Consider the following 24,356-nt stretch of genomic DNA (forward strand, 5'->3'; position numbering starts at 1 on the left):
GGTGGCAAGGATACGATCCGAGCCGGCGCCGGCTTCGACACCATCGGTGTCGACCGTTCCGACGCGACCGGCGCCGTCACCTTCTCCATCACCGGCAACACGGCGAAACTCTCGGACGGCACTGTTATCACTGACGGCGAAGCCTTCGTCATCGAAACCGGCAAGGGCAACGATGTGCTGAACGGCACGGGCGCGCAATATGTCGATTTCGATGCCGGCGGCGGCAACAACACGTTGACGGGCAGCAGCGGTTCTGACCAGTTCTACAGCCTGACCGGCAATGACGTTATCAAGGGCGGTGCCGGCTCCGACAGCATCGTCGATACCGGCGGCGCCAACAAGATCGATGCGGGAACGGGCAGCGACAGCGTGTCCGTCAGCGTCGAGACCGGCACGCATGTCAACACTGTCGCGCTTGGCGATGGCGATGATATTTCCTATGTCAACAATGCCAGCGGCTCGGCGGCTGGCCAGTTCAATATCGACGGAGGTGCCGGCACGGATACGGGCTCGGTCAACCGCGTCAAGAGCACGGCCAATCTCACCTTCACGCTGTCGTCCAACGCCACCCTGGTCAATGGCGGTGTGACGCTGAAGAATATCGAGCGCGTTCACATCACATCGGGCTCCGGCAACGACACGATGACGGGCGGTGCATTGAATGACTATTTCAACGGCAGCAGCGGCAATGACACGCTGAAGGGCCTCGGCGGCGCCGACGAGATTGTCGGCGGCAGTGGGACCGACAAGCTCTATGGCGGCGATGGCAACGATACGCTCTGGGCGAGCGGCGGCGTCAAGGACACCCAGAGCGACAAGCTCTACGGCGAGAACGGCAACGACCAGCTGCACATCAACAATGGCGACTATGCATCGGGTGGCAGCGGCACGGACCGGGTCTTCATCGATTTCTCGCAGGAGACCTCCAATGTCACCTTCGTCTTCAGCAACAGCCTCGTCAACGTCAACGCGACGACGTCGTTCACCGGCATGGAAACGCTCGATTATAAAGGCGGCTCCGGCAATGACACGGTGACCGCAGGCGCAGGCTCCGACCGTCTGTCCGGCGGGGCTGGCAACGACACGTTCCGGGCCGGCGCCGGTGTCGATTACCTGATCGACGGCAAGGGCAACGACAAGCTCTACGGCGATGACGGCAACGACCGTCTCGAACGCACCGATGCTTCGGGGACGGATTATTTCCAGGGTGGTCTCGGCCGCGATCTGCTGACCTTCAACATCGTCTCCGACAAGTCGGTCATCCTCGACCTGCAGAACAACGCCAAGAATGGCGGCCTTGCCGCCGGCCTGTCGGTATCGAGCATCGAGGATGTCATCGGCAGCGATCGCGACGACACCATTCTTGGAAGCACCGCCAACAACAAGCTCGTCGGCGGCGGCGGTGACGACAGGCTCGATGGCCGTGACGGCAACGACATCCTGGAAGGCGGCGCCCATGGCGACCTGCTGACCGGCGGCGGCGGCGCCGACCAGTTCGTCTACAAGTCGCAGGATGCCATCGGTTCGGGCGACGAGATCACCGACTTCACCCGTGGCCAGGACAAGCTGGTCATCGACAAGTCGGAATTCGGCTTCTCGAGCCTGGCGCTGTTCTCCGGCAATGACCTGCAGGCCACCGGTACGGCTGCGCAGTTCTTCTTCGAAAAGGACAATGGCCGGCTCTGGTATGACGCCGATGGCACGAACAACGAGCACGATGCCGTTCTGGTCGTCACGCTCGACAACGTGACGAGCCTGTCCACCAGCGACTTCCTGCTCGTGGCCTGATCCGCGTCTTCGTAAGATGATGCGAAAGCCCGGCTTCGGCCGGGCTTTCTGCGTCAACTGTGCTGTTTTGTTGCGTTTTTCGTGTTGCAGCCGGGCCGAATGCCGTGTCATGACTGCGGCGTGAACCACATGCGTATGACCATGCAGTGCCGGAACGGGGGAAATATTTCATGACCAAGACGGACATCGCCCGCCGGGTCTACGACAATGCCTGGAAGCTCGATCCGATCGTGCGCAGCCTGCTGGACACGGATTTCTACAAGCTCCTCATGCTGCAGATGATCTGGCGACTCTATCCAGATGTCGATGCCACTTTCTCGGTGATCAACCGCACGAAGACCGTGCTGCTCACCGAGGAGATTGACGAACAGGAATTGCGCGAGCAACTGGATTACGTCCGCAACCTGCGTTTTACCAAGAAGGAGATGATCTGGCTCGCCGGCAATACCTTCTATGGCCGCAAGCAGATTTTCGCGCCGGACTTCCTCGCCTGGCTCGCCGATTTCCAACTGCCCGACTATGAGCTGTCGCGCCGCCATGGCCAGTACGAGCTCACCTTTCCGGGCAAGTGGACCCACACGACGATGTGGGAAATCCCGGCGCTGGCGATCGTCAACGAGTTGCGGTCGCGCACCGCGATGAAGGACATGGGGCCGTTTGCGCTCGACGTCCTCTATGCCCGCGCCAAGGCCAAGATGTGGTCGAAGGTCGAGCAACTGCGAGTCCATCCGAACCTGCGCATTTCCGATTTCGGCACGCGCCGCCGGCACAGCTTTCTGTGGCAGCGCTGGTGCGTCGAGGCGTTGAAGGAAGGCATTGGCAAGTCCTTTTCCGGCACCAGCAACGTCCTGCTCGCCATGGATACCGATCTCGAAGCGCTCGGTACCAATGCCCATGAATTGCCGATGGTCGCTGCGGCTCTTGCCCGCAACGACCAGGAACTCGGCGAAGCGCCCTACAAGGTTCTGCAGGACTGGAACCAGCTCTATGGCGGCAACCTTCTGATCGTGCTGCCGGATGCCTTCGGCACGGCTGCTTTCCTGCGCAACGCGCCGGACTGGGTCGCCGATTGGACCGGCTTCCGCCCCGACAGCGCCCCGCCGATCGAAGGCGGCGAGAAGATCATCGCCTGGTGGAAGAAGATGGGCCGCGATCCGAAGGAGAAGCTGCTGATCTTCTCCGATGGCCTCGACGCAGCGACGATCCTCGAGACCTACCGGCATTTCGAGGGGCGAGTGCGCATGAGCTTCGGCTGGGGCACCAACCTCACCAACGATTTTGCCGGCTGCGCGCCGGTTGAGGTCGGCGGGTTGAATCCGATCTCGGTCGTCTGCAAGGTCAGCGACGTCAATGGTCGCCCGGCCGTCAAGCTCTCCGACAATCCGCGCAAGGCGACCGGTGAGCCATCGGAGGTCGAGCGTTATCTCAAGTTCTTCGGAACCGAGGACTTCACCGAACAGGACATCAGGGTCTGATTTGAGGTGGGCTTTCGCCCTCGTGGTGAGCAAAGAGGAGGCCGGACGTGGCTTTGCCGTCGTCGCACAGGAAGTCCGCGAACTGGCGCAGCGTTCCGCCAAGGCGGCCAAGGAGATCAAGGATCTGATCCGTAACTCCACGACGGAGGTCGAGAACGGCGTGAAGCTCGTCAGTGAGACGGGCGAGGCGCTGAAGACGATCGAAGATTATGTCGTTGTCATCAATCAGCACATGGACGCGATCGCCACCTCCGCCCGTGAACAGTCAACGGGTCTTGCCGAGGTGAATGCCGCCGTCAACCGTATGGATCATGTGACCCAGCAGAACGCGGCGATGATGGAGGAAACCAACGCCGCCGGCGCGACGCTCGCCAATGAGAGCGTCAACCTGCGTGCGCTTATCTCGCACTTCACCTTGCAGGCCCGGCCCGCGGCACACAGCCGCGCGGCGTAGTCTCGAAAATAACAGGCCCTGAAAACACAAACCCAGCCGGGGAGGTCTCCGGCTGGGTTCGTTTGCGCATTCAGGGGATGCGCTGGGAGGAAAGGTTGGTTCCGATCAGGCCGCGTTGCGCTGGTAATCGGAGGGGGAAGCAAGAGGGTGGACCATCGACAGCAGTCGCCGTTTCGGCGCCGCAAGAAGATTGGCCGTATGGTTCTTGGCGCTCACGGTTCCAGGTTGCATCTGGCGCAGCGCGCTGGCAGCGGAGTAGAGAAGTGTCTTCATCTCGGTGGTCGTGACGCCGTCCGCACGCATGACGGCACGGATCAACGGGTCGCTCAGAGCTTCCGTTATGGTCAGATCGCTGTTTGCCTGGTGCATCGTGGTATTCCTTCGGGTTCATTCGTCTTTTCCGGCTGACAAATTGCCCGCCGGGGTCGTAAACTTGACTTCAATTTCATACGGTGTTACCAGTAAGTAACATTTGAATAGTTACCGACCGGTCACACCTATGTCAATAAGCATCGGCAATAAAAATTCAAAATCCGTATCGGGCCCCAAGCGGGCGGATATAAGGCTGGAAAAAGGTGAGTGTATGGAAGTTCGTGCAGCGCCCCGTGATCGTATTGTTTCAATGGCATGCGAGCTTTTCCGAAAGTATGGGATTCGCGGCATCGGCGTCGATGCGATTGCCGAGGCGGCCGAAACCAACAAGATGACTCTCTACCGCCATTTCGGCTCGAAAGACGACCTCGTCTGCGAGACCTTGCGGTTCAAATCCGAAAAAGCAGCCGCCTTCTGGGACGAACTGGAAGCGAAAAATCCCGGTAATCCGATGGCCCAGCTTCAGGGCTGGGTGATGGCCCGGGCAAAATGCCTGGAGGATGACAAATACGGCTGTGATCTGGCAAACGCCGCCGTCGAACTGAAGGAGCAGGGCCATCCGGCCCATGTGGTGATCGAGAGCTTCAAGCTCACCCAGCGCCGTCGTCTCGAACAACTCTGTCGCGACGCTGGCGTCAGCGAACCGGAATTGTTGTCCGATACGCTCTCCATGCTGATGGAAGGCGCCCAGGTGAGCAAGCTCGCCACCGGCAGCGAAGGCCCGTCCGCCCGCTTCACGCGGGCCTGCGAGGCCGCCATCGCCTCGTTCAACCGACCAGCCTGAGCACATCGCCAAGGTCTGTTCGTTTTTGCCCGCATAGGCTGCCTTACGGTCCATACCCGGCTTTTGATGGAACAAAAGTTCCCTCTGTCCATTCTCTCGTTGAGAAGAATATGTGCTGCGCGGCCATGATCCCGAGCCGCCGCTTTCAACGAGAAGGACGGCATGTCCCCTTCAGACAATTTCAACCTCGACCCCGATCCATCGGACTGGTGGACCGCATCGCGCGGCGCTTCGGCGATCGTCGGAACGGCCATTCACAATGGCCATCATGTGCGCAACGGTCTTCTTGAGAGCATGGCGCTCGACAATGCCGAGCGGCTGCGCGAAGAAGATCCGTTCACCGAATACTTCATCCGCGATCTTCCCAACCGCATCGTCTTTCACCGGTCCCGATTTGAGATCGATCTCAACCGGGCGCGCGACGGAGCAATCTATTTCAAGCCGGAACAGGCCTGGGGACTGGCGGTCTGGCGGGAACCGCTACCAGAAGCGGCGGTCGCCGCCTCCCTTCATGTTCACGATGCCTACTACGCCATGCTGGACGCTTATCTGCGTGGTCTTGAACAGCAATATGGCGCCTTCGTGCTTCTCGACATGCACAGCTACAACCACCGCCGGGACGGAGCGGATGGCCCGGAAATGGCGTTCGAGACGGCACCCCAGATCAATATCGGCACATCCTCCATGGACCGGGACCACTGGGCCGATGTGCTCGACCCCTTCATCGCGCAGCTTCGTCGCTTCGAATTTCGCGGCCGTCGGATGGATGTGCGGGAGAACATTGCCTTTCAGGGGAAGGGCGAGCAGACGCGTTTCGTGCATGAGCGTTTTGCCGAGACCGGATGCGCCATCGCCATAGAGTTCAAGAAATTCTTCATGGACGAATGGACGGGCGAGCCGGACATCGAGGCGCTGAAGGCCATGCGGGAGATGATCCGCCTGTCGCTGCCGGTGCTTGCCGATGCATTGAAGGCCAGGTCATGAGCAACATGCGGCGCAAGGACCGGGAAACGGCGCCCTATCCCGATTGGCTCGATGATATCCTCGATTGCATCCGTGCCGACAAATCCGTGCGTAAGGATTTTGACCATGGCGGCCGCCTGCATATCGACCGGCCGTTGCCGTTCCTTTGTGTGCATGTTTTAAGGGGCCGCGAGGATCTGGCGGCACGCGACGTCAGCGCTGCCCATGCCTCCTATCTCATCGTCGATGACGTCGAAGAAGCGCTGCCGATCATCGATGCCGTCGGCAATGTCCTGCGCGAGCGGTTCGGAGCCTTCATGCTGCTCGATATCGATGAACTCGAGCACGACACGCTGATCACCGCCGATGCGCCCTATCTGCCGCCCTTCGAGATCAGGCTCCTTTCGACCGACGACGCGGCGGCGGAGCAGGCTGCAACCGCGCTGGCGGAGGGAGCCGATATCGAGCAGGTGAAGTTCCGCACCCCCTATGTGAAAAGCTTCGAGCTTGCGGCTGATCCGCAGGCGATGGCCTTGGCGCAGGGAACCGGCTTTCCCCTGGTCGCCGTGCGGTTCGCGCCGATCTATCGGCAGCCGGAATCGGGGCATATCTATCCCGACCTGCGCGAACGGCTCGTCGCCAACATCTTCGATGCGGGCCTGAAGGCCTTCGCGGCCTTCGTCGGTGCGACACAGACCCTGAAGCTGACGACCCATCGCGCCCTTGGCCGCAAGGCCTTCGTCGATGCGGTCAGCCGGGCGGATCGCAGCATCGACGATGTCGCCTCCACCTTCGATTTCCTGCTTGCCGTCACGCCCATCAATGCCGATGCCGCCTGGCGGGAGTTCAAGGCCAACAGGTTCAGGCGAGCCCCACAGTTTCTCTATCGGCCGCTCTCCGTCCAGGTCGAGGCGGAAAAGCGCAAGCTCTTCTCCGTCGCCTTCGATCGCTTCGAGGATCCCGTTCTCTACCATCTCTACCGCGAGAAGCAGCAGGAACTTGATCTCCAGCTATCCCTGATCTCGGCGCGTGAAACCGGCCGCTTCGTCGAATTCAGCCGCGCGCTCTATGGGCCGGTGGAACCGTCGCTTCACCGGATCGCGATGGATATTCTGCTGAAGACCGAGAAATTCGTCCACGGCGATGAGGGCGGCGAGGACGAGGCCGGGATCGCCGACTGTTTCGAGGTGGAGACGGCCGCGCGCCACATGATTGAGCAATATCGGCAGCAATATGCGGGCTTCACCGCCGAGATCGAGCTGCGCGACGACTTGCCGTCCGGCCTGCTGGTCTCGGGCGAGCGCCTGCTCATTTCACGCCATACAAGAATGGACCGCAGCCGTATCCACGCGCTTTTGAGCCACGAGATCGGCGTGCATCTGCTCACCTATTTCAATGGCTCGGCGCAGGGGTTGCGGTTGTTCCGCTCCGGTCTTGCCGGCTACGAGGGCATGCAGGAGGGGCTTGCCGTTTTCTCCGAATACATGGCTGGCGGCATGACGGTCGGGCGCTTGCGCCTGATCGCGGCCCGGGTCGTCGCCTGTGCCGCGATGCTGGACGGCAGGCCGTTTCCGGAAACCTATGGCATGCTGGTCGATGAGCACGCGTTCGCACCGACGGCCGCCTTCAACCTGTCGCTCCGGCTCTATCGCGGCGGCGGTCTTGCCAAGGACGCCATCTATCTGCGCGGCCTTCTGGAACTGCTCACCCATCTCAAGGCCGGCGGCGCGCTTGATCCTTTCTGGATGGGCAAGATTTCCGCCGCGCATTTCATCGTCATGCAGGAACTCAGCCTGCGCGGCCTGTTGAAAGCACCGGTCATCCGCCCCGCCTTCCTCACCCACCCCCAAGCACAGGCCCGCCTCGACAAGGCGTGGGCGGGCTTGACCCCCCTCGACCTGATCACCAGCTAGGAGCCCCCATGCGCACCGCCTTCTTCGTCAATTCCATTGAGAGCGAGGAGCCTCATTTCACCACGACGGCGCTGGCGATGGCTGCGCGCGCCCGAGGCCATGATGTCTGTTATGTCGCGCCGGGTGACTTTGTCCTGCGTCCGGATGACAGCCTGATGGTGCGTGCGACTGTCGTCGCCGACGGAAAATACAAGGATACCGAGGCCTTCCACAAAGGCTTTCAGGGTAAGGATACCAAGGTCCAGACAATCGACGTGCGCGAGGTCGATGTTATTTTCCTGCGCAACGACCCGTCGCTCGATTCCGACGACAGGCCCTGGGCGGCGCATATCGGTGCCATGTTCGGCCGGCTTGCCAGTGAGCGCGGGACGATCGTGGTCAATGATCCCGCCGGCCTGGCGCTTGCCCAGAACAAACTTTATTTCCAAGGTTTTCCAGAGGCCGTTCGCCCCGAAACGCTGATCTCCAAAAGCATCGAGGAAATCCGCGCCTTTATCGCCGATCATCGCAAGGGTGTGATCCTCAAGCCGCTGCAGGGTTCCGGCGGCAAGAACGTCTTCAAGATCGCCACGCCCGACGATGCCAACCTCAACCAGATTTTCGAAGCCGTCAGCGGCGAAGGCTATCTCATCGCGCAAGGATACCTGCCGGAGGCGAAGGCCGGCGATATCCGCTTCTTCATGATGAACGGCAAGCCGCTGGTGCGCGACGGCGTTTACGCAGCCTTCCGCCGCGTACCGGCCAAGGGGGAGGTAAGGTCGAACATGCATGCCGCCGGCACGGCGGCCGAGGTCAAGATCACCGACGACATTCTCGCTGTCGCCGAGATGGTGCGGCCCAAGCTGGTCGAGGACGGCATGTTCCTCGTCGGACTTGACATCGTCGGCGACAAGATCCTGGAGATCAACGTCTTCACGCCGGGCGGCCTGCCGGACATCGCAGGCATGCACAAGATCGACTTCTCCGAGGAAATCATCCAGTCGTTGGAGGAAAAGGTCTCCATTCGCAAAATCTATGCCGGCTCGATCTCCAACCGGGCGCTGGCGACACTCTAAGCTGTTTTCATCCGGGTTTTGTGTTATCGCCAGCGCTTCTGACGATTGGAAGCGCGCGTGATCCCCTGGACCCTCATTGACACAGCAATAATGCCGGATGGCGGTGGCGAACTGCGGCTGAAGCAGCGTGGCAGCGAATTTTCCATCATGCTCGGCACCATCGAACTTATGAACAGCCGGCTGAGCGGATCCGAGGAAGCGCTGGCCAGACTGTCCTACGAACGAATACAAAAGCACGCCCGTCCGCATATGCTGATCGGCGGTCTGGGCATGGGCTTTACCCTGCGCGCTGCACTTGGCGTCCTGCCGGCGGATGCGAAGGTGACGGTCGGCGAACTCGTTCCCTCTGTCGTATCCTGGGCGCGCGGCCCTATGGCCGAGGTTTTCGCCGGCTGCCTCGACGATGCGCGAGTGGTCATAAAGGAAGGCGATGTCGGCCGTCTGATTCAGGCATCGGCTGCAGCCTATGACGCCATCCTCCTCGATGTCGACAACGGCCCGGAAGGCCTGACCCGCAAGGCGAACGACGATCTCTACAGCATCGCCGGACTGCGCGCGGCGCGCAAGGCGCTGCGACCGAACGGCGTTCTCTCCGTCTGGTCATCGGCGCCCGACGCAGGCTTTACGCGTCGTCTGCGAGAGGCGGGATTTGCCGTGGAAGAGTTGAGCGTGCGCGCCAGCACCAAGGGCAGGGGAGCCCGCCACGTCATCTGGATGGCGACCAAAGAACGATAACAGTCCGGCTAGAGGCCTTCGCGTTCCAGGAGCACACGTACTTCATCGAACCGGCGCTTGTTTTCCTCGTTCTTTTCGTCGGCCGAATAGCAGGTGCTTGCGACACAGAAGCGTTTCACCTTGAACGGCGCCTTGGTGTTTTCGAACTGGCATTCGATCGTATCGACCATGTCCTTCTTCTCGACACCGTCGCGCGTCGAATAGGTCATGCGCGCGCCCGGCGGCTTCAGTTCGGGAAAGGACTGGATCACGCCGGTATGCAGGGTATCGGTCATCAGCAGGTGTTTCGCCACCTTGATGCAAAGGTCCTCGACCGTCGGGGACTGGGCCGCTGCTGGCGATGCGATCAACACCAGGGCGAGAGCGATTTTCTTCATGGCAAGCTCCTGAGAAACCGGCGAACGGCGCGGCGAGAGAATAACGGCGTCGCCGGACCTTTGGTTCCACGGGTTGCGGCAAGGTGCGACAGTGTGCGGTTGTCAATATCGCTCGCCTGCACTCCGATTCAGCGTAGAATCTTCGGGCGAATCGTTTTGCCGCGTCCTTTTCGCAATGCTGTGGGGAACGCGAGATTCCCCTGTGGACTTTCCGAAAGAACATCCTTGGATTGCTTGGCGCTCAATTTTTCGTGCAGATCTTTTTGGATGGAACCAAGCGATCCCGTTGCAGTTATGGTGGGCACTTTTGCTAAGGGAGAAGCAGATGACGGGTATTAGCGAAGACGATATCAGGACCCGGGCTTACGCGTTGTGGGAAGCGGATGGCCGTCCCGACGGCAGTCATGATGCCCATTGGCTTCAGGCCTTGCGGCAGTTGACGGACGAATCGGAAGCCGTTTCCGCCGTGCCGGTCGCCAAGGCCATCAAGACCTCGAAGCTGTCCGTCATGAAGAACGAGGTGGTTCCGGAGCCGGTGGCCAGGAAGCGCAGCAAGATCGCCTGATGCAGGAGGCTGCGCGGCTCGTCTGAAACAGCCGATCGCAGCAGGCCTGACTGAACCGATCACACGCTCCAGCATTCCGGAGTGGCTGTCGGCTGACGAGACATTTTACCCCGTCTGCCGGCGGATTGATTTCGCAGTGCAAAAAAATTTGCGGCTTCGCACTCTTTTCTGCGGACATCGCCGTCGCTTTGCAACATCATGGGAAAGGGCGATGCTTCGCGCAATCACGTCCTGATCGTAACCGTTGGTACAAGGAATGTGACCTGCGTGAAAATACTTTCGGTGACCTCTGAAATCTTTCCGTTGATCAAGACCGGGGGCCTGGCCGATGTCACCGGCTCGCTGCCGAAAGCCCTTGTGGGCTATGGCTGCTATACACGCACGCTCGTTCCCGGATATCCGCAGCTTTTCGCCGGCCTCATTGGCGTCAAGGTGCTTCATTTCTTTCCCGACCTGTTCGGCGCTCCGGCATCTCTTCTCGAAGCGCAATATGAGGATCTGGACCTGCTGGTCCTCGATGCTCCCGCGCTCTTCAATCGTCCCGGCGGACCCTATCTCGATGAAAACGGCCGCGATCATCCCGACAACTGGAAGCGCTTCGCCGTCCTCTCCTATGTCGCATCGGCCATTGCCGGCGGGCTGATCGCCGACTGGTCGCCCGAGGTTGTTCATACCCACGATTGGCAGACGGCTCTGACCTCTGTCTACATGCGCTATTCCAGCAATGCGAACACGATCCCGTCGATCCTGACCATTCACAATCTCGCCTTCCAGGGGCAATTTCCAACATCCGTTGTCAGCCAGATCGGCCTGCCGCCGGAAACCGTGACGCTCGACTGCCTCGAATATTACGGCGACATCAGCTATCTGAAGGGTGGCATCCGGACCGCCAGTGCCATCACCACCGTCAGCCCGACCTATGCCCGCGAGGTTGTCTCGCCGGAACTCGGTATGGGCATGGCCGGCGCGCTCAGTTCCCGACCGCGGACATTGACCGGCATCGTCAACGGTATCGACATGGACATCTGGAACCCCGCCACCGATGCCTACCTGCCGGCCAATTACGACCACAAGCGGATGCGGCTGCGCGGCGTGAACCGGGCGAAGCTTTTGGAAACCTTCCGGCTGGACGATAGTCCGGGGCCGATCTTCGCCGCCGTTACGCGCCTCACCTGGCAGAAGGGCGGCGACATGCTTGCGGAGGTGGCGGAGGAAATCTCCCATCTCGGCGGTCGATTGATCGTGCTCGGCAAGGGCGAGGCCCAGGTCGAGAATGCGCTGCTCGCCGCGGCCGGCCGCCATCCCGATCGGATCGGCGTCCGCATCGGCTATGACGAGGCGACCGCTCATCTTATCCATGGCGGCAGCGACGTGATCCTCCAGCCTTCACGTTTCGAGCCTTGCGGCCTCACCCAGCTCTACGCCCTTCGCTATGGCGCCGTTCCGGTTGTGTCGCGCACCGGCGGCCTGTCGGAGACGATCATCGACGCCAATGACGCGGCGATTTCCGCGCGCGTGGCGACCGGCTTCCAGTTTCATCCCGCCACGGCGGAGAACCTCAGGCTTTCCATCCACCGGGCCTTCGCTGCCTATCGGGATCCGAAAAAATGGGCGCGGTTGCAGAACCAGGGCATGAAGGCGAATTTTTCGTGGGAGCGGAGCGCCGAGCAATATGCGGCACTTTATGCGTCCCTTCTGCCCGGACGGCGCGCGACGCCCCTGGTCACCTCCAAGGCGGCGGAGTAGCACCGCCGCCGGACATGACGTTCTGATGCCTGTTCCGCCTATTGGGGCCGCAGCACCATCAAACTGCGCGGCTGCATTTCGATGACTTCGTCGTTGATGCCTGTTTGCGCACCGTCTCCGGTCGCCGTCGTCAGCGCCAGGGTCCAGGCACCGGATGGCGATTGCGGGAGTGTGAAGGGCACGGGCCCGTCATGTGGATTGAAGATCAGCAGCACATCCGCCCAGACGTCATCCTGCTGGCGCAAGTCCTCACGGGAAAGATGCACGCCGATCGTCGTGCCTCCACCATCCTGCCAGTGTTCCTCTGTCTGTTCGCCACCACCGGCATTGAGCCAGGTAACATGCATGCCGTCGCGCCAGCTGTCGCGCCGCAGCAACGGCTGCTCGGCGCGAAGAGCAGTTAGCTTTCGGACGAAGTCGCGAAGCTCCTCCGCGCTCCGGGGCAGGTTCTCCCACTGCACCCAACTGATGTCGCTGTCCTGGCAATAGCCATTGTTGTTGCCGAGTTGGCTGCGGCCAAACTCGTCTCCGGCAAGCAGCAGGGGCGTGCCGTGCGAGAGAAGCAGCGTGGCGAGGAAATTGCGCTTCTGCCTCTCGCGGACCTCAGCGATAGCGGCATCGTCGCTCTCCCCCTCGGCGCCGTAGTTGGCACTGCGGTTGTCACTATGGCCGTCCTTGTTGTCCTCGCCGTTCGCCTCGTTGTGCTTCTCGTTATAGGAGACCACGTCGTTGAGCGTGAACCCGTCATGGGCCGTGATGAAGTTGACGCTCGCCCAGGGCCGTCGGCCGCGCAGGTCGTAGACATCACCTGAGCCGAGCAGGCGGGCCGCGAAGTCCGGAGCGGTGCCGTCCGTGTCCTTCCAGTAATCGCGCACGGTGTCGCGGTATTTGTCGTTCCATTCCGCCCAGCCCGGCGGAAAGCCGCCGACCTGATAGCCGCCGGGACCGATGTCCCACGGCTCGCCGACCAGCTTGACTTTGGACAGCACCGGATCCTGCGTCACCGCATCGAAGAAGCCGCCGCGCTGGTCAAAACCTTCCGGTTCGCGGCCGAGAATGGTGCCGAGATCGAAGCGAAAGCCATCAACATGCATGTCCTCGACCCAGTAGCGCAGGGAATCAGTGATCATCTGCAACACGCGCGGATGCGAGGTGTTGACGGTGTTTCCGGTGCCGGTGTCGTTGATATAGTAGCGGTGATCGTCGGGCAGGGTGCGGTAATAGGAGAAATTGTCGATCCCCTTCAGCGACAGGGTGGGACCGAGTTCATTGCCTTCCGCAGTGTGGTTGTAGACCACGTCGAGAATGACCTCGATGCCACCGTCATGCAGGGCGCGCACCATGTCGCGGAAACCGTCCATGCCGCGCGGGCCGTAATAGCGTGATGCCGGAGCAAAGAAGCCGAGGCTGTTATAGCCCCAGAAATTGTGCAGCCCCTTGTCCATCAGATGGCTGTCATCGGGAAAGTAATGGATCGGCAGCAGTTCCACCGAGGTGATGCCGATGCTTTTCAGATAATCGACGATCGCCTTGTCGCCGAGACCTTCGAACGTGCCGCGCAGCTTTTCGGGAACGGCCGGGTGCAATTGCGTGAAGCCCTTCACATGGGTCTCATAGAAGATTGTCCTCGACCACGGAATGCCGGGGCTGCGATCTCTCTTCCAGTCGTAGGATTTCGGATCGATGATCCGGCATTTCGGCATGCCCGATGCGCTGTCGGCGTCGTTGAAGGAAAGATCCTTGTCTTCCGCATCGAGATCATAGCCGAAATGGGCTTTTGACCAGGCGACGTCGCCAACCAGTTCGCGGGCATAGGGATCGATCAGCAGCTTGTTGGCATTGAACCGGTGTCCGTTTGCCGGATCATGGGGACCGTGGACGCGGTAGCCGTAGAGCGCGCCGGGCTTCAGGCCGGGAATATAGCCGTGCCAGACTTCGTTGGTATATTCCGGCAGTTCGATGCGCGCGGTCTCGATCGTGCCGCTATCGTCGAACAGGCAGAGTTCGACACGCTCGGCATGGGCCGAAAACAGCGCGAAATTCACGCCGTCCTTGTCCGGAACCGCGCCGAGTTGCGCCCAATCACCGGGCTCAATCTTGTGTTGGCTTTTCTTGGTATCCATCGGCGACCCCCTGATTTCAAAATCCTGCGCAGGTGAATTGTGCAGCGCATCATTTGTTCCATCGCGCCGGAACTTTTCCGTCGGCGCAAGGTTTGAACCGGGGCAAAAATCAGCGACATGAAGTGAGGTTGGCGATGGATTCGAGCGGATCGGACAGGGAATCACCTGTCAATTCGTGGGGGACGGACGTCATCGGTGAGGGGCGTGTTCGTTTTCGAATCTGGGCTCCTGATCAGAAACGGATTGATCTGCGTCTGGGGGGGCGAGACCTCGCCATGTCTTCGGCGCCGGGCGGCTGGTTCGAGATCGTTGTTCCGGGCGCCATCCCTGGGCAGTCCTATTCCTATGTGCTCGATGATGGCACTGCGGTTCCCGATCCCGCATCCCGCGCGCAGGCCGACGATGCCGGCGGACCCTCGCTCATCGTCGATCCTCTTTCCTATTCCTGGAAGCATGGCAATTGGCGCGGACGCCCTTGGCATGAGGCGATCATCTACGAGTTGCATATCGGCACGTTCACCCCGGAAGGCACGTTCACCGCAGCGATCGGAAAGCTTGCGCATGTGTCGGCGCTCGGCATCACGGCGATCGAGATCATGCCCGTCGCGCATTTCGGCGGGAAAAGGGGATGGGGCTACGACGGCGTCTTCCACTATGCCCCGCACAATGCTTACGGCTCGCCCGATGACATGAAAGCCCTGATCGATGCGGCCCATGGACATGGGTTGATGGTCATTCTCGACGTCGTCTACAATCATTTCGGCCCCGAAGGGAATTACGTGCCTTGTTATGCGACCGGCTTCTTTCACGCCGACAAACATACGCCCTGGGGGACCGCCATCGCCTTCGAGCAGCCTGCCGTCAGGGATTATTTCATAGGGAATGCTCTCTATTGGCTTGGTGAATTCCACCTCGACGGACTGCGCTTCGATGCGGTCGATCGCATCGATGACGACGATAGCGATTCGTCCATGGTCGTCGAGATCGCCAGTCGGATTCGCGAACGGTTCGGCGACCGCCACATTCATCTGATCACGGAGGATCCGAGAAACCTTACCGATTTGCGCCGCGCGCAGCAGGCCGGGGTTGCCAGGCTTTATGATGGAGATTGGAACGATGACTTTCATCATGCCGTGCATGTCTTCGCGACGGGCGAAACCATGGGCCACTACAGCCGGTTCAGCGCCGACCCGCTGGAAAAGGTCGGCCGCGCGCTGGCTGAGGGTTATGTCTTTCCAGGTGAGCCGGTTTCAGGCGGGAAAAACCCGGCCGTCTCGCCGGCAGCCTTCATCAACTTTCTGCAGAATCACGACCAGATGGGCAATCGCGCCTTTGGCGAGCGGCTGATTTCGCTTGTCTCGGTGGAGATGTTGCGTGCTCTGACGGCCATCACCATGCTGTCGCCATCCATCCCGATGCTGTTCATGGGCGAGGAATTCGGTGAAACCCGGCCGTTTCTCTTTTTCGCCGATTACACCGGCGAACTCGCGGATGCCGTTCGCAAGGGGCGCGTCGCGGAAGCGGAGAATTTCGGCGGCCTGCCGGCCGGTTGCACCGAGGCCGACTTGCCCGATCCCAACGCGGCGCAGACCATGCAGGCCTCGAAACTCGACTGGTCGAAGCCCGACACGCCGGACGGGCGGGCATGGACCCTGTTCATGCAGGACCTCATCAGGTCACGAAACCAGTTCGTGTTGCCCCTGTTGGCCAGAGCCGATGACGACAATTGCTTGGCACGACTGGCCGCGGCAACCGATGGAATCCTGGCGATCGACTGGGTATTGGGCTCTGGTCACCTGCAACTGCGCGCCAATCTGGGCAAGAATCCAGCCACGGCCCCACCGATCGGCGGTGAGATTTTTTACGCGGATGGACCGAGCAACGATTTCCCGGCCGATGCCTTGCTGTTGCCCAACCAGGTGTTCTTCGCGCGCGATCGGGTGACCGGCTTTCGGCGCCTGCACTCATCGGGCAGGTGACAATGTGTACGCGCAATGCTTTAAGTCTCTGAATTGCACGAAAGTGCAGAAGTGGGCGTATGAGTTTGAGGGGACGGCGCTTGGAAAAGCTTCTTTATATCCGGCGAATGCTGTGGAGTTTCTGGATCATGGCGGCGATGCTGTCCGGCATGGTCGTGTTTGGCGCGCAACTTGCGCTGGCACAAACCGCAACACCTCCGGCGTCAACGGTGATCGCTGCTGAAAAGGTAGATCAACTGATCAAGCTGCTCGACGATCCCGAGATTCGGGCCTTGCTCGACAATCGCACGACACCGCCCGCTGCCGCACCTGCCGATGATATGTCGGCGGATCAGGTCAGCGCCTGGGGCAACCGGGTTCGCCAGCATCTTCATGATATCCGCCAGGCCATTCCGCAGGTCTCCTCCGAATTCATGCGCGCCGGCGGCACGATCGCCGCCGATATCAACGGCCATGGTCCGGGCGGTGTGTTTCTTCTGTTCCTGACTCTGGTCGTGATCGGCCTTGGGGCGGAATGGCTGTTCGCGCGCATTGCCCGCCGCAGCCGCCGTCATGCCGAGCTGGCGCATCCGGATGGAGCAGGCGAGAAGTCGCTGCACAACGCCGGCCGGCATCTGTTCGCGCTGCTTGCGCCGCTGATCGCCTTCAGCCTGGCGAGCCTTGGCCTCTTCATGGCCATGACATGGCCACCGCTCCTCGATGCGCTGATGCTGCCGCTGCTTTTCGGGGTTATCGCGTGCCGTTTCGTCATCCGCATTGCCCGGGTACTGCTGGTCGGGCCTGCTTCGTCCAAGGAACTGCCGCCCACATCCGGACTGGTTCCTCTCGATCCTGCATCCGGCGCGTTCTGGTATCGCCGGATCTTCTGGTTGGCTTCCATCCTGTTCGCCGGCTGGGCTTTTGCCGGCTTCATGTCGGCGCTGCACATCGCGCCGGCGGTTCGCGGCGTCGTGGTCTATGTTCTGGGCCTTGGCTTGCTGCTGGTTGCCATTGAAACCGTCTGGAACCGCCCGGCGGCGATTGCCCGGCCGCATGGACGCGGCGCCGTGGAATGGGCGCTGACCTTCTATCTGTGCCTTCTCTGGATACTCTGGGTGGCGGGGCTGATCATCGTCCTGTGGATCGGCATCTATGCGCTTATCCTTCCGGGTCTGCTCAAGGTCACCACTGCGGCTGCGAAGAATGCCTTTGCCAGTGACCCGGACGTGCCCGGCAGTGGCAATCCCGTGATCGAAGTCCTCGTCGAGCGCGGCGCGCGGGCGGGGATCATTACCCTTGCGGTGATCTGGCTCGGCTATATCGTCAAGACCCGATCAAACATGCTTTCCGCAGAGGCGATGACAGACCGGATCATCCAGGGCATTCTCGCCGGCGCGGTCATCCTGCTTGTCGCCGATATCCTCTGGCAGATCGCCAAGGCGGTGATCAACAAAACGCTTGAAAAGGCGAGAGTGACTGCCTCCGAAGACTCCGCCCATACGGCGCGAAACGGACGGCTGCTGACGCTGCTGCCGCTGCTGCGAACCACGTTGGCGGTCGTCATCTCGGTGATCGCGGTGCTGATGGTTCTCTCCGGACTTGGGGTTCAGATCGGTCCGTTGATCGCCGGCGCCGGGATTTTCGGCGTGGCGATCGGCTTTGGTTCGCAAACGCTCGTCAAGGACGTGATCAGCGGTGTCTTCTACATGATGGACGATGCCTTTCGCGTTGGGGAGTATATCCAGAGCGGCAGCTACAAGGGCACCGTGGAATCCTTCAGCATCCGCTCGGTCAGGCTCAGGCACCATCGCGGCCCGGTCTTCACCGTTCCATTCGGCACGCTTGGCGCGGTCCAGAACATGAGCCGCGACTGGGTGATCGACAAGTTCATCATTTCGGTCGCCTACAATACGGACATCAACAAGGTTCGGAAAATGGTCAAGGGCGTCGGTGCAGCGCTCCTTGAGGACGAGGAATACGGCTCGTTCATCATCGAAACCGTCAAGATGAAGGGCGTCGATCAGTTCGGCGACTATGGCATCAGCCTGATCTTCGCGATGACGACCAAGCCAGGCTACCAGACGATGATTCGCCGGAAAGCCTATATGATGATCCGCGAGGTTTTCGCTACGAATGGCGTCATCTTCGCATCACCGACAGTTCAGGTCGCCGGTGGTGACACGGCCGCCGCCGCCGCCGCCATAGCTGTGAAGACCGCGATGGATCAAAAGAAGCTGGCCGAAGGCGGCGAGGCGGGCTGATGACGTCAGCTGGGATTATTTCTCGTAGAGCTCGCGCAGCGTCTTGAGGGCTTGTCCTAATACGGTATCGGAAACCGAGCCGAGCGGCCGCGACTGTTCCAGGAGGACGGGACCGCTGACGCCCTGAAACGTCATCGGCAGGCGGAAACCTGCCGGGCGACGGCCGGATGTCATCGGCGCGACGATGGCCGTGCGCAGATGGTCGTGGATTTCCATCAGTAGGCAGGGCCGCGTCTTCGGTCGCGGCCAGCCGTTTCGTATCGTCAGCCCAGCCCTGGCGCGGCAGGTTTGCCACGCGTTCGATGACGATCCGTCCAGCTTCTACCTTGAGTTCGACACTTCACCGCGCTCAACATCGCACTCTCTTGTCGAACGACAGGTCAGGCATCTCAAAGCAATCGGCTCGTTACAACATTGTTGTAACGAGCCGATTGTGAACTCGAGTTACGGGAAACTCAGCGGCTGGATGAACTCACCTGGCCTCGGTTTCTCGGCGCATTATTTCTGGCGGGCCTTGCGGGCGGCGTAGCGACGATCGCGCTCGGCCTTGCGTTCGGCTTCGTCGGAAATGACGCGGGTAATACGGTCCCGCTCGGCCTGTTCTCGGGCCAAGGCTTCAGCCTTTTCCTCAGCTTCGGCGGCGGCGGCGCGTGCTGCCGCTTCCGCCAGTTTCTGCTCGTTTTCCTGCTGCTTCAGGCGTTCACGTTCGGCACGGCGCGCTTCGCGCGCTGCCGCGTTGGCCTGACGCTCGGCAAGCTTTGCAGCCAGTGCCGGATCGTCCGCCTTCGGTGCCGATACAAACTTCTTCAGAAGCTGCTGCTTGGCTTCGGCTGCGGCTTTGCGCCGATCGGCAAAGCCATTATCGGATGCGTGTCTCAATCTTGGTCGTCCTTGTTGTCGATTTGGTCTCAGCCGCGTCGAATGGCGGAAGGATCCGCCGCGACAATCGGCACATTTGAATTCGCAGTTTGCGTCCCCGAAAAATAGGGTGAGATCGCCGTAAAAACAGATGGGGTCGCCGACTTTCGCATTCGCGATGCGCGGCCCGCATCAAACGTCCGGTAATCTGAAGCCAATTGCAGCAATTTTTCGGTGGCCGCAAGGGGTAAACGATAGGATCAGCGTTTTGTGGCCTTCTTCGGCTTGGAAACCTTCACCGGCGTGTTGGCTTCCCGTTCCAGCCGCAGTTCTCGAAGTCTTTGGGTTTTGGCATCGCGCTCGGCTGCCGCAGTATCGATTTCGGACATCATCCGGCTGCGGGCCATGAACTGGGTCTGGGTTACGCTAAACGCGGATTCCGCTTCGTTGCGGGCTTTCGATGAATTCTCGGTCATGATGTCATCCTTCGGGCTGCCGCAGGGGCATCCGTCCAGATCAGTCTGTCGAACGCGATGTGCGGCTGCGGCCTGTCGGCCACGAAAAAAGGCCAGGCGATTGCCTGACCTCTCATTGAATGTCGCCTTCTCAGCAGTGCCAGTACATCCGTGGTCACCGGAGAGACGTCAATCTATTCAAGCGGGGCCTGTTCAGGCGGCCTGGAGCTGGCAGGCGGACATCTTGCCCGACTTGTTGTCCCGTTCCATCTCGTAGCCGATCTTCTGGCCTTCGACGATTTCGCGCATGCCGGCACGTTCAACAGCGGAGATGTGGACGAAAACGTCCGGACCGCCGTTGTCGGGCTGAATGAAGCCGAAGCCCTTGGTGGAATTGAACCATTTAACTGTGCCAGTGGTCATAACGAACCCTTTCAATAGCAACATGTATCCATCACCGTGCGACGCACGGTGGGTTTTATTCTCGATTTTTGAAGGGGGAAGTTCGTCAGAGACGCGCCAAGCGCGGGCAGAAACAAATATCAGTCAAACAACTATCGATAGCCACTATATATGTCGGCCTTTCCGCTTTGTCAACTTTTAGTTTTTCAATCTCGTTTCTATAATCTTGTGGTTGTGCGATTTTTTTCTTCGCGTTGACATGGGCATCTCTTGCCTTCGCCATAATCGTCGAACAGTTGGCGCTGACTGTTCATCATCTGGAGACAATCCGTCCAGTCCCGCATGTCTATCGCCACGCCCGAAATAGGCACATCTATGTCGGCGAAACGAAGCCCGGTTTAGGCGGGCAGAAGGGACCAGATCATGCTCACTCAGATCAAGGGGCTGCACCACGTCACCTCGATGGCGGCAGATGCCCGCACCAACAACCAGTTCTTTACCGATACGCTCGGCCTGCGCCGCGTGAAGAAGACCGTCAACTTCGATTCGCCGGATGTCTACCATCTCTATTACGGCGACGAGACCGGTGCGCCCGGCTCGGTCCTGACCTATTTTCCGTTTCCGGACATGAGGCCAGGGCGTCCGGGCACGGGAGAAGTCGGCACGACCGTGTTTTCCGTTCCGGAAGGCTCGCTCGGTTTCTGGAGCGATCGGCTTTCGAAGCGCGGTGTTTCCGGATTGAAAGCGGAAGAGACCTTTGGCGAGAAGCGTCTGAACTTCGCCGGTCCTGACGGCGACGGTTTCGCGCTGGTGGAAGTTCCCGACGACAGCCGCGCGGCCTGGACCGCCAATGGCGTTTCCGCCGATCACGCCATCCGCGGCTTCCACTCGGTCGTCATGCGCCTTCGCGATGAAGGGGCAACGGCCGAACTGTTGAAATATATGGGCTATGAGACGCTCGACGCCAAGGATGGCGTCACTCGGCTGATCGTGCCCGGCGGCAATGGCGCAGGCCTCATCGACCTTGAGACCATGCCGAACATCCAGCGTGGTTTGCAGGGCGCGGGCTCCGTGCACCACGTCGCCATCTCGGTCGAAAACCGGGAAAAGCAGCTTGAGGTCCGCAAGGCCCTGATGGAGACCGGCTATCACGTCACGCCGGTGATCGACCGCGATTACTTCTGGGCGATCTATTTCCGCACGCCGGGTGGCGTCCTGTTCGAGATCGCCACCAACGAACCCGGCTTCGACCGCGACGAGGATACGGCGCATCTGGGCGAAGCGCTGAAACTGCCGCAGCAGCACAAGCACCTGCGGCCGATCCTCGAGCAGCACCTGCCGAAACTCGACGGATAAAGGAGAGAATATCATGACCGATTATGGCTATGTGCACCGGTTGAAGGCCGGTTTACCGGGAAACCCGATCTTCTTCGTCTTTCATGGAACCGGTGGCGACGAGCGGCAGTTCTTCGATTTCGGCGGCGACCTTTTGCCGGACGCGACGATCGTCTCGCCGCGTGGTGACATCTCCGAGCACGGAGCGGCGCGCTTCTTCCGCCGCACCGGAGAGGGGGTCTACGACATGGCCGATCTTGCCCGGGCGACCGACAAGATGGCAGGCTTCGTGCGCAGGCTCGCCGATGAACACAAAGCGTCCGAGGTGATCGGCCTCGGCTTTTCCAACGGGGCGAACATCCTTGCCAACCTGCTGATCGAAAAGGACCTTTTCGACAAGGCTGTTCTCCTGCATCCGCTCATTCCCTTCAAGCCGAAGGTCAATGCGGCACTTGCCGGCAAAGAGATCCTGATCACCGCCGGCCAGCGCGACCCGATCTGCCCGGCCCCACTGACACAGGCCCTTGCCGATTATTTTTCCGCGCAGAAGGCCAGTGTGGAAACCGAATGGCATACCGGTGGCCACGACATCCGCCAGAACGAGATCGAGGCGGTTCAACGGTTTCTGGGGTGATTGTCGGCGGACGCCCAAGTTTCCGTCGTCAATCCTCGCCTTTGGCGGGGATCCTTTCGCCGCGCATCCACGCGGCGAAAGGACTTTGCTTGAACGTTCGGCATTCGAGTTTCACGCGGCGGACGCCGACGATTCGTGTCGTCAGTGATTGTGCCGTGGCAGTTTTTCGGCAAGTTTCCGGAATTCAGGGGCGCCATCGATGACTGCGCCGTCGGAAAGCTGCGTCACGGTACGGCGGTAGATCATCTGCCAGGGAGTGGCGTCCGCGGGAACGCTGGGAATGCCCTGCGCCTTGCGTCTTTCGATCTCTTCCGGATCGACCAGCATGTCGCATCGGCCCTGATTGAAATCGATGCGGATGATGTCGCCGCTGCGCACATAGGCAAGGCCCCCGCCGGCGGCACTTTCCGGAGAAGCGTTCAGGATCGACGGGCTGTCGGCCGTGCCGGATTGTCGACCGTCGCCGATCGTCGGCAGGCTGAGGATGCCTTTCTTGATCAAGTGATCCGGGGGCTGCATGTTGACCACTTCAGCCGATCCCGGCCAGCCGAGCGGCCCGGCGCCCCGGATCACCAGGATCGTGCGCTCGTCGATATCCAGTGACGGGTCATTGATTCGCTTGTGGTAATCCTCGGAGCCATCGAAGACGACCGCCTTGCCTTCGAACACACCTTCCTTGCTTGGTTCGCTCAGATATCGACGGCGAAAGTCTTCCGACACCACGCTCATCTTCATGATCGCGAAATCGAAAAGGTTACCCTTGAGAACAAGGAAGCCGGCGCGCTCTCGCATCGGTTCGTCATAGGGCTTGATCACGTCGCGGTCGGTGGCTTCGCGTCCTTCGAGATTGTCGGCCATGGTCTTGCCGGTGATCGTTGGGCAATCGCCGTCGAGCTTTCCTGCCTTGAGCAGTTCCCACATGACCGCAGGCACGCCGCCGGCGCGATGAAAGTTCTCGCCAAGGTAAGCGCCCGCCGGCTGGACATTGGCCAGCAACGGGATGTCGAAACCGTGCACCTGCCAATCGTCAGGACGGAGTTCGACGCCGGCATGCTTAGCCATCGCCATCAGGTGAGGCTGGGCGTTGGTCGAGCCGCCAATCGCAGAGTTGACCTTGATCGCGTTCAGGAAGGCGGCGCGGGTCAGGATGTCCGACGGTCGAATGTTCTGGAGCACCAGTTCCACCGCACGACGGCCGGTTCGGTAGGCCATTTGACCACGTTCGCGATAGGCGGCCGGAATGGCCGCGCAGCCGGTCAGCGACATGCCGAGCGCTTCTGCCATGGCGTTCATGGTGGATGCGGTGCCCATGGTGTTGCAGTGACCGATGGAGGGGGCGGAATCCAGCGCCGCTTCCAGGAATTCTTCACGACTGATCTCGCCCGCCGCGTATTTGCGGCGTGAACGCCAGATCACCGTGCCGGAGCCAACGAGATCGCCGTCATGCCAGCCATCGAGCATCGGACCACCGGAAAAAACGATTGCCGGAATATCGACGGTGGACGCCGCCATCAGCGCCGACGGTGTTGTCTTGTCGCACCCGGTCGTCAGCACGACGCCGTCGAGCGGATAGCCGTAGAGGATTTCGACAAGGCCGAGATAAGCCAGGTTGCGGTCGAGGGCCGCAGTCGGACGCTTGCAGTTCTCGAACAACGGATGGGTTGGAAACTCGATTGGAATGCCGCCTGCGTCGCGAATCCCGTCCCGAAGACGCTTGGCCAGCTCGAGGTGATGGCGATTGCACGGATTCAGGTCACTGCCCGACTGGGCAATGCCGATGATCGGCCTGCCTGCGCGCAGTTCCTCCGGTGTCGTCCCATAATTCATGAAACGCTCCAGATAGAGCGCGGTCAGGTCGAGATGGTCCGGATTGTCGAACCAGTCCTGCGAACGAAGTCTGCGGGTTTGCTTGTTGTTATCGCTCACCGGTCTGTCTCCCATGATGGAGTTATATTTTCGATATGCGGCAACAGACCGCTGTGGTCGATATCGCCATTGCCATCAGCTATGAAGTCACGGAGTCCGTCGCGCACCATGGAGGCAAGCGCGGTTCTGGGTTGAACAGTCCAGCCATCGCGACGACTGCCCTGACGGTGTAAACTC

At 60.6% G+C, this 24,356-nt stretch carries 22 protein-coding genes and 1 pseudogene; 15 read left to right on the top strand and 8 right to left on the bottom strand.

The window, feature by feature from the left end; genetic code table 11:
- The 3 genes and pseudogenes from VL202_RS04165 to VL202_RS04175 all read left to right on the top strand — a co-directional run.
- On the top strand, positions 1-1,788 hold a 1,788-nt coding region (locus tag VL202_RS04165), incomplete at its 5' end, for a calcium-binding protein (protein ID WP_325462910.1).
- A 170-nt stretch (positions 1,789-1,958) separates the two neighbouring features.
- A complete protein-coding gene (pncB, locus tag VL202_RS04170) occupies positions 1,959-3,263 on the top strand; it encodes a nicotinate phosphoribosyltransferase (protein ID WP_325462911.1) in 1,305 nt (434 codons plus the stop codon).
- 37 nt (positions 3,264-3,300) lie between these two features.
- A pseudogene (locus tag VL202_RS04175) lies at positions 3,301-3,681 on the top strand (methyl-accepting chemotaxis protein); the annotation flags it as partial.
- A gap of 141 nt (positions 3,682-3,822) precedes the next feature.
- On the opposite strand, the gene VL202_RS04180 reads toward VL202_RS04175, so the two are convergent.
- Positions 3,823-4,086: a hypothetical protein gene (locus VL202_RS04180; RefSeq protein ID WP_325462912.1), complete on the bottom strand. Its 264-nt coding sequence runs from the start codon at positions 4,084-4,086 to the stop codon at positions 3,823-3,825.
- A gap of 214 nt (positions 4,087-4,300) precedes the next feature.
- On the opposite strand from VL202_RS04180, the gene VL202_RS04185 reads away from it, so the two are divergent.
- The 5 genes from VL202_RS04185 to VL202_RS04205 all read left to right on the top strand — a co-directional run bounded on the left by VL202_RS04185 (position 4,301) and on the right by VL202_RS04205 (position 9,539).
- Entirely contained in the window at positions 4,301-4,873 is a 573-nt protein-coding gene (locus VL202_RS04185; protein WP_325462913.1) for a TetR/AcrR family transcriptional regulator, read from the top strand.
- Between the two features lie 162 nt (positions 4,874-5,035).
- The gene (locus tag VL202_RS04190; RefSeq protein WP_325462914.1) at positions 5,036-5,857 is read left to right on the top strand and encodes an N-formylglutamate amidohydrolase; all 822 of its coding nucleotides are present in this window, start codon (positions 5,036-5,038) and stop codon (positions 5,855-5,857) included.
- Entirely contained in the window at positions 5,854-7,749 is a 1,896-nt protein-coding gene (locus VL202_RS04195; protein WP_325462915.1) for a flavohemoglobin expression-modulating QEGLA motif protein, read from the top strand. The genes VL202_RS04190 and VL202_RS04195 overlap by 4 nt, the downstream gene beginning before the upstream one ends.
- A gap of 8 nt (positions 7,750-7,757) precedes the next feature.
- Positions 7,758-8,804, top strand: coding sequence for a glutathione synthase (locus VL202_RS04200; protein ID WP_325462916.1), 1,047 nt, complete (start codon positions 7,758-7,760; stop codon positions 8,802-8,804).
- 90 nt (positions 8,805-8,894) lie between these two features.
- Positions 8,895-9,539, top strand: coding sequence for a hypothetical protein (locus tag VL202_RS04205; RefSeq protein WP_414692800.1), 645 nt, complete (start codon positions 8,895-8,897; stop codon positions 9,537-9,539).
- Positions 9,540-9,547: 8 nt separating this feature from the next.
- Here the strand turns inward: VL202_RS04205 and VL202_RS04210 are convergent, their stop codons facing one another.
- On the bottom strand, positions 9,548-9,916 hold the full coding sequence (locus VL202_RS04210; RefSeq protein WP_325462918.1) for a hypothetical protein: 369 nt from the start codon (positions 9,914-9,916) through the stop codon (positions 9,548-9,550).
- Between the two features lie 325 nt (positions 9,917-10,241).
- Here VL202_RS04210 and VL202_RS04215 point away from each other — a divergent pair, with 325 nt between their 5' ends.
- Positions 10,242-10,481 carry a DUF2934 domain-containing protein gene (locus tag VL202_RS04215; RefSeq protein ID WP_325462919.1) on the top strand — a complete coding sequence of 80 codons (240 nt, stop codon included), beginning with the start codon at positions 10,242-10,244 and terminating at the stop codon, positions 10,479-10,481.
- A gap of 267 nt (positions 10,482-10,748) precedes the next feature.
- The gene (gene glgA, locus VL202_RS04220; RefSeq protein ID WP_325462920.1) at positions 10,749-12,227 is read left to right on the top strand and encodes a glycogen synthase GlgA; all 1,479 of its coding nucleotides are present in this window, start codon (positions 10,749-10,751) and stop codon (positions 12,225-12,227) included.
- 38 nt (positions 12,228-12,265) lie between these two features.
- Here the strand turns inward: glgA and glgX are convergent, their stop codons facing one another.
- Positions 12,266-14,350, bottom strand: a complete 2,085-nt coding sequence (gene glgX, locus VL202_RS04225) for a glycogen debranching protein GlgX (protein ID WP_325462921.1) — start codon at positions 14,348-14,350, stop codon at positions 12,266-12,268.
- A gap of 134 nt (positions 14,351-14,484) precedes the next feature.
- Here glgX and treZ point away from each other — a divergent pair, with 134 nt between their 5' ends.
- Together treZ and VL202_RS04235 are read left to right on the top strand one after the other, a co-directional pair.
- Positions 14,485-16,329 (top strand): malto-oligosyltrehalose trehalohydrolase, encoded by a 1,845-nt coding sequence (gene treZ, locus VL202_RS04230; RefSeq protein WP_325462922.1) that lies wholly within the window; start codon positions 14,485-14,487, stop codon positions 16,327-16,329.
- Positions 16,330-16,409: 80 nt separating this feature from the next.
- Entirely contained in the window at positions 16,410-18,569 is a 2,160-nt protein-coding gene (locus VL202_RS04235) for a mechanosensitive ion channel family protein (protein ID WP_325462923.1), read from the top strand.
- A 15-nt stretch (positions 18,570-18,584) separates the two neighbouring features.
- Here VL202_RS04235 and VL202_RS04240 read toward each other — a convergent pair whose 3' ends face one another.
- From VL202_RS04240 to VL202_RS04255, 4 genes are all read right to left on the bottom strand, one after another.
- Positions 18,585-18,785, bottom strand: a complete 201-nt coding sequence (locus tag VL202_RS04240) for a hypothetical protein (protein WP_325462924.1) — start codon at positions 18,783-18,785, stop codon at positions 18,585-18,587.
- 282 nt (positions 18,786-19,067) lie between these two features.
- On the bottom strand, positions 19,068-19,448 hold the full coding sequence (locus VL202_RS04245) for a DUF6481 family protein (RefSeq protein ID WP_325462925.1): 381 nt from the start codon (positions 19,446-19,448) through the stop codon (positions 19,068-19,070).
- 239 nt (positions 19,449-19,687) lie between these two features.
- Entirely contained in the window at positions 19,688-19,903 is a 216-nt protein-coding gene (locus VL202_RS04250; protein ID WP_325462926.1) for a hypothetical protein, read from the bottom strand.
- Between the two features lie 192 nt (positions 19,904-20,095).
- Complete coding sequence (locus VL202_RS04255; protein ID WP_037110252.1) at positions 20,096-20,305, bottom strand: cold-shock protein; 210 nt, start codon at positions 20,303-20,305, stop codon at positions 20,096-20,098.
- A gap of 402 nt (positions 20,306-20,707) precedes the next feature.
- Between VL202_RS04255 and VL202_RS04260 the strand changes: the two genes are divergently transcribed.
- Both VL202_RS04260 and VL202_RS04265 read left to right on the top strand, forming a co-directional pair.
- Positions 20,708-21,640: a VOC family protein gene (locus tag VL202_RS04260; RefSeq protein ID WP_325462927.1), complete on the top strand. Its 933-nt coding sequence runs from the start codon at positions 20,708-20,710 to the stop codon at positions 21,638-21,640.
- 13 nt (positions 21,641-21,653) lie between these two features.
- Positions 21,654-22,253, top strand: coding sequence for an alpha/beta hydrolase (locus VL202_RS04265; protein WP_325462928.1), 600 nt, complete (start codon positions 21,654-21,656; stop codon positions 22,251-22,253).
- 141 nt (positions 22,254-22,394) lie between these two features.
- Here VL202_RS04265 and VL202_RS04270 read toward each other — a convergent pair whose 3' ends face one another.
- Positions 22,395-24,194: an IlvD/Edd family dehydratase gene (locus tag VL202_RS04270; RefSeq protein WP_325462929.1), complete on the bottom strand. Its 1,800-nt coding sequence runs from the start codon at positions 24,192-24,194 to the stop codon at positions 22,395-22,397.
- A 20-nt stretch (positions 24,195-24,214) separates the two neighbouring features.
- Between VL202_RS04270 and VL202_RS04275 the strand changes: the two genes are divergently transcribed.
- The gene (locus tag VL202_RS04275) at positions 24,215-24,352 is read left to right on the top strand and encodes a hypothetical protein (RefSeq protein ID WP_325462930.1); all 138 of its coding nucleotides are present in this window, start codon (positions 24,215-24,217) and stop codon (positions 24,350-24,352) included.
- Positions 24,353-24,356 lie beyond the last annotated feature (4 nt).

Source organism: Pararhizobium sp. (assembly GCF_035497515.1).
GTDB lineage: Bacteria > Pseudomonadota > Alphaproteobacteria > Rhizobiales > Rhizobiaceae > Pararhizobium.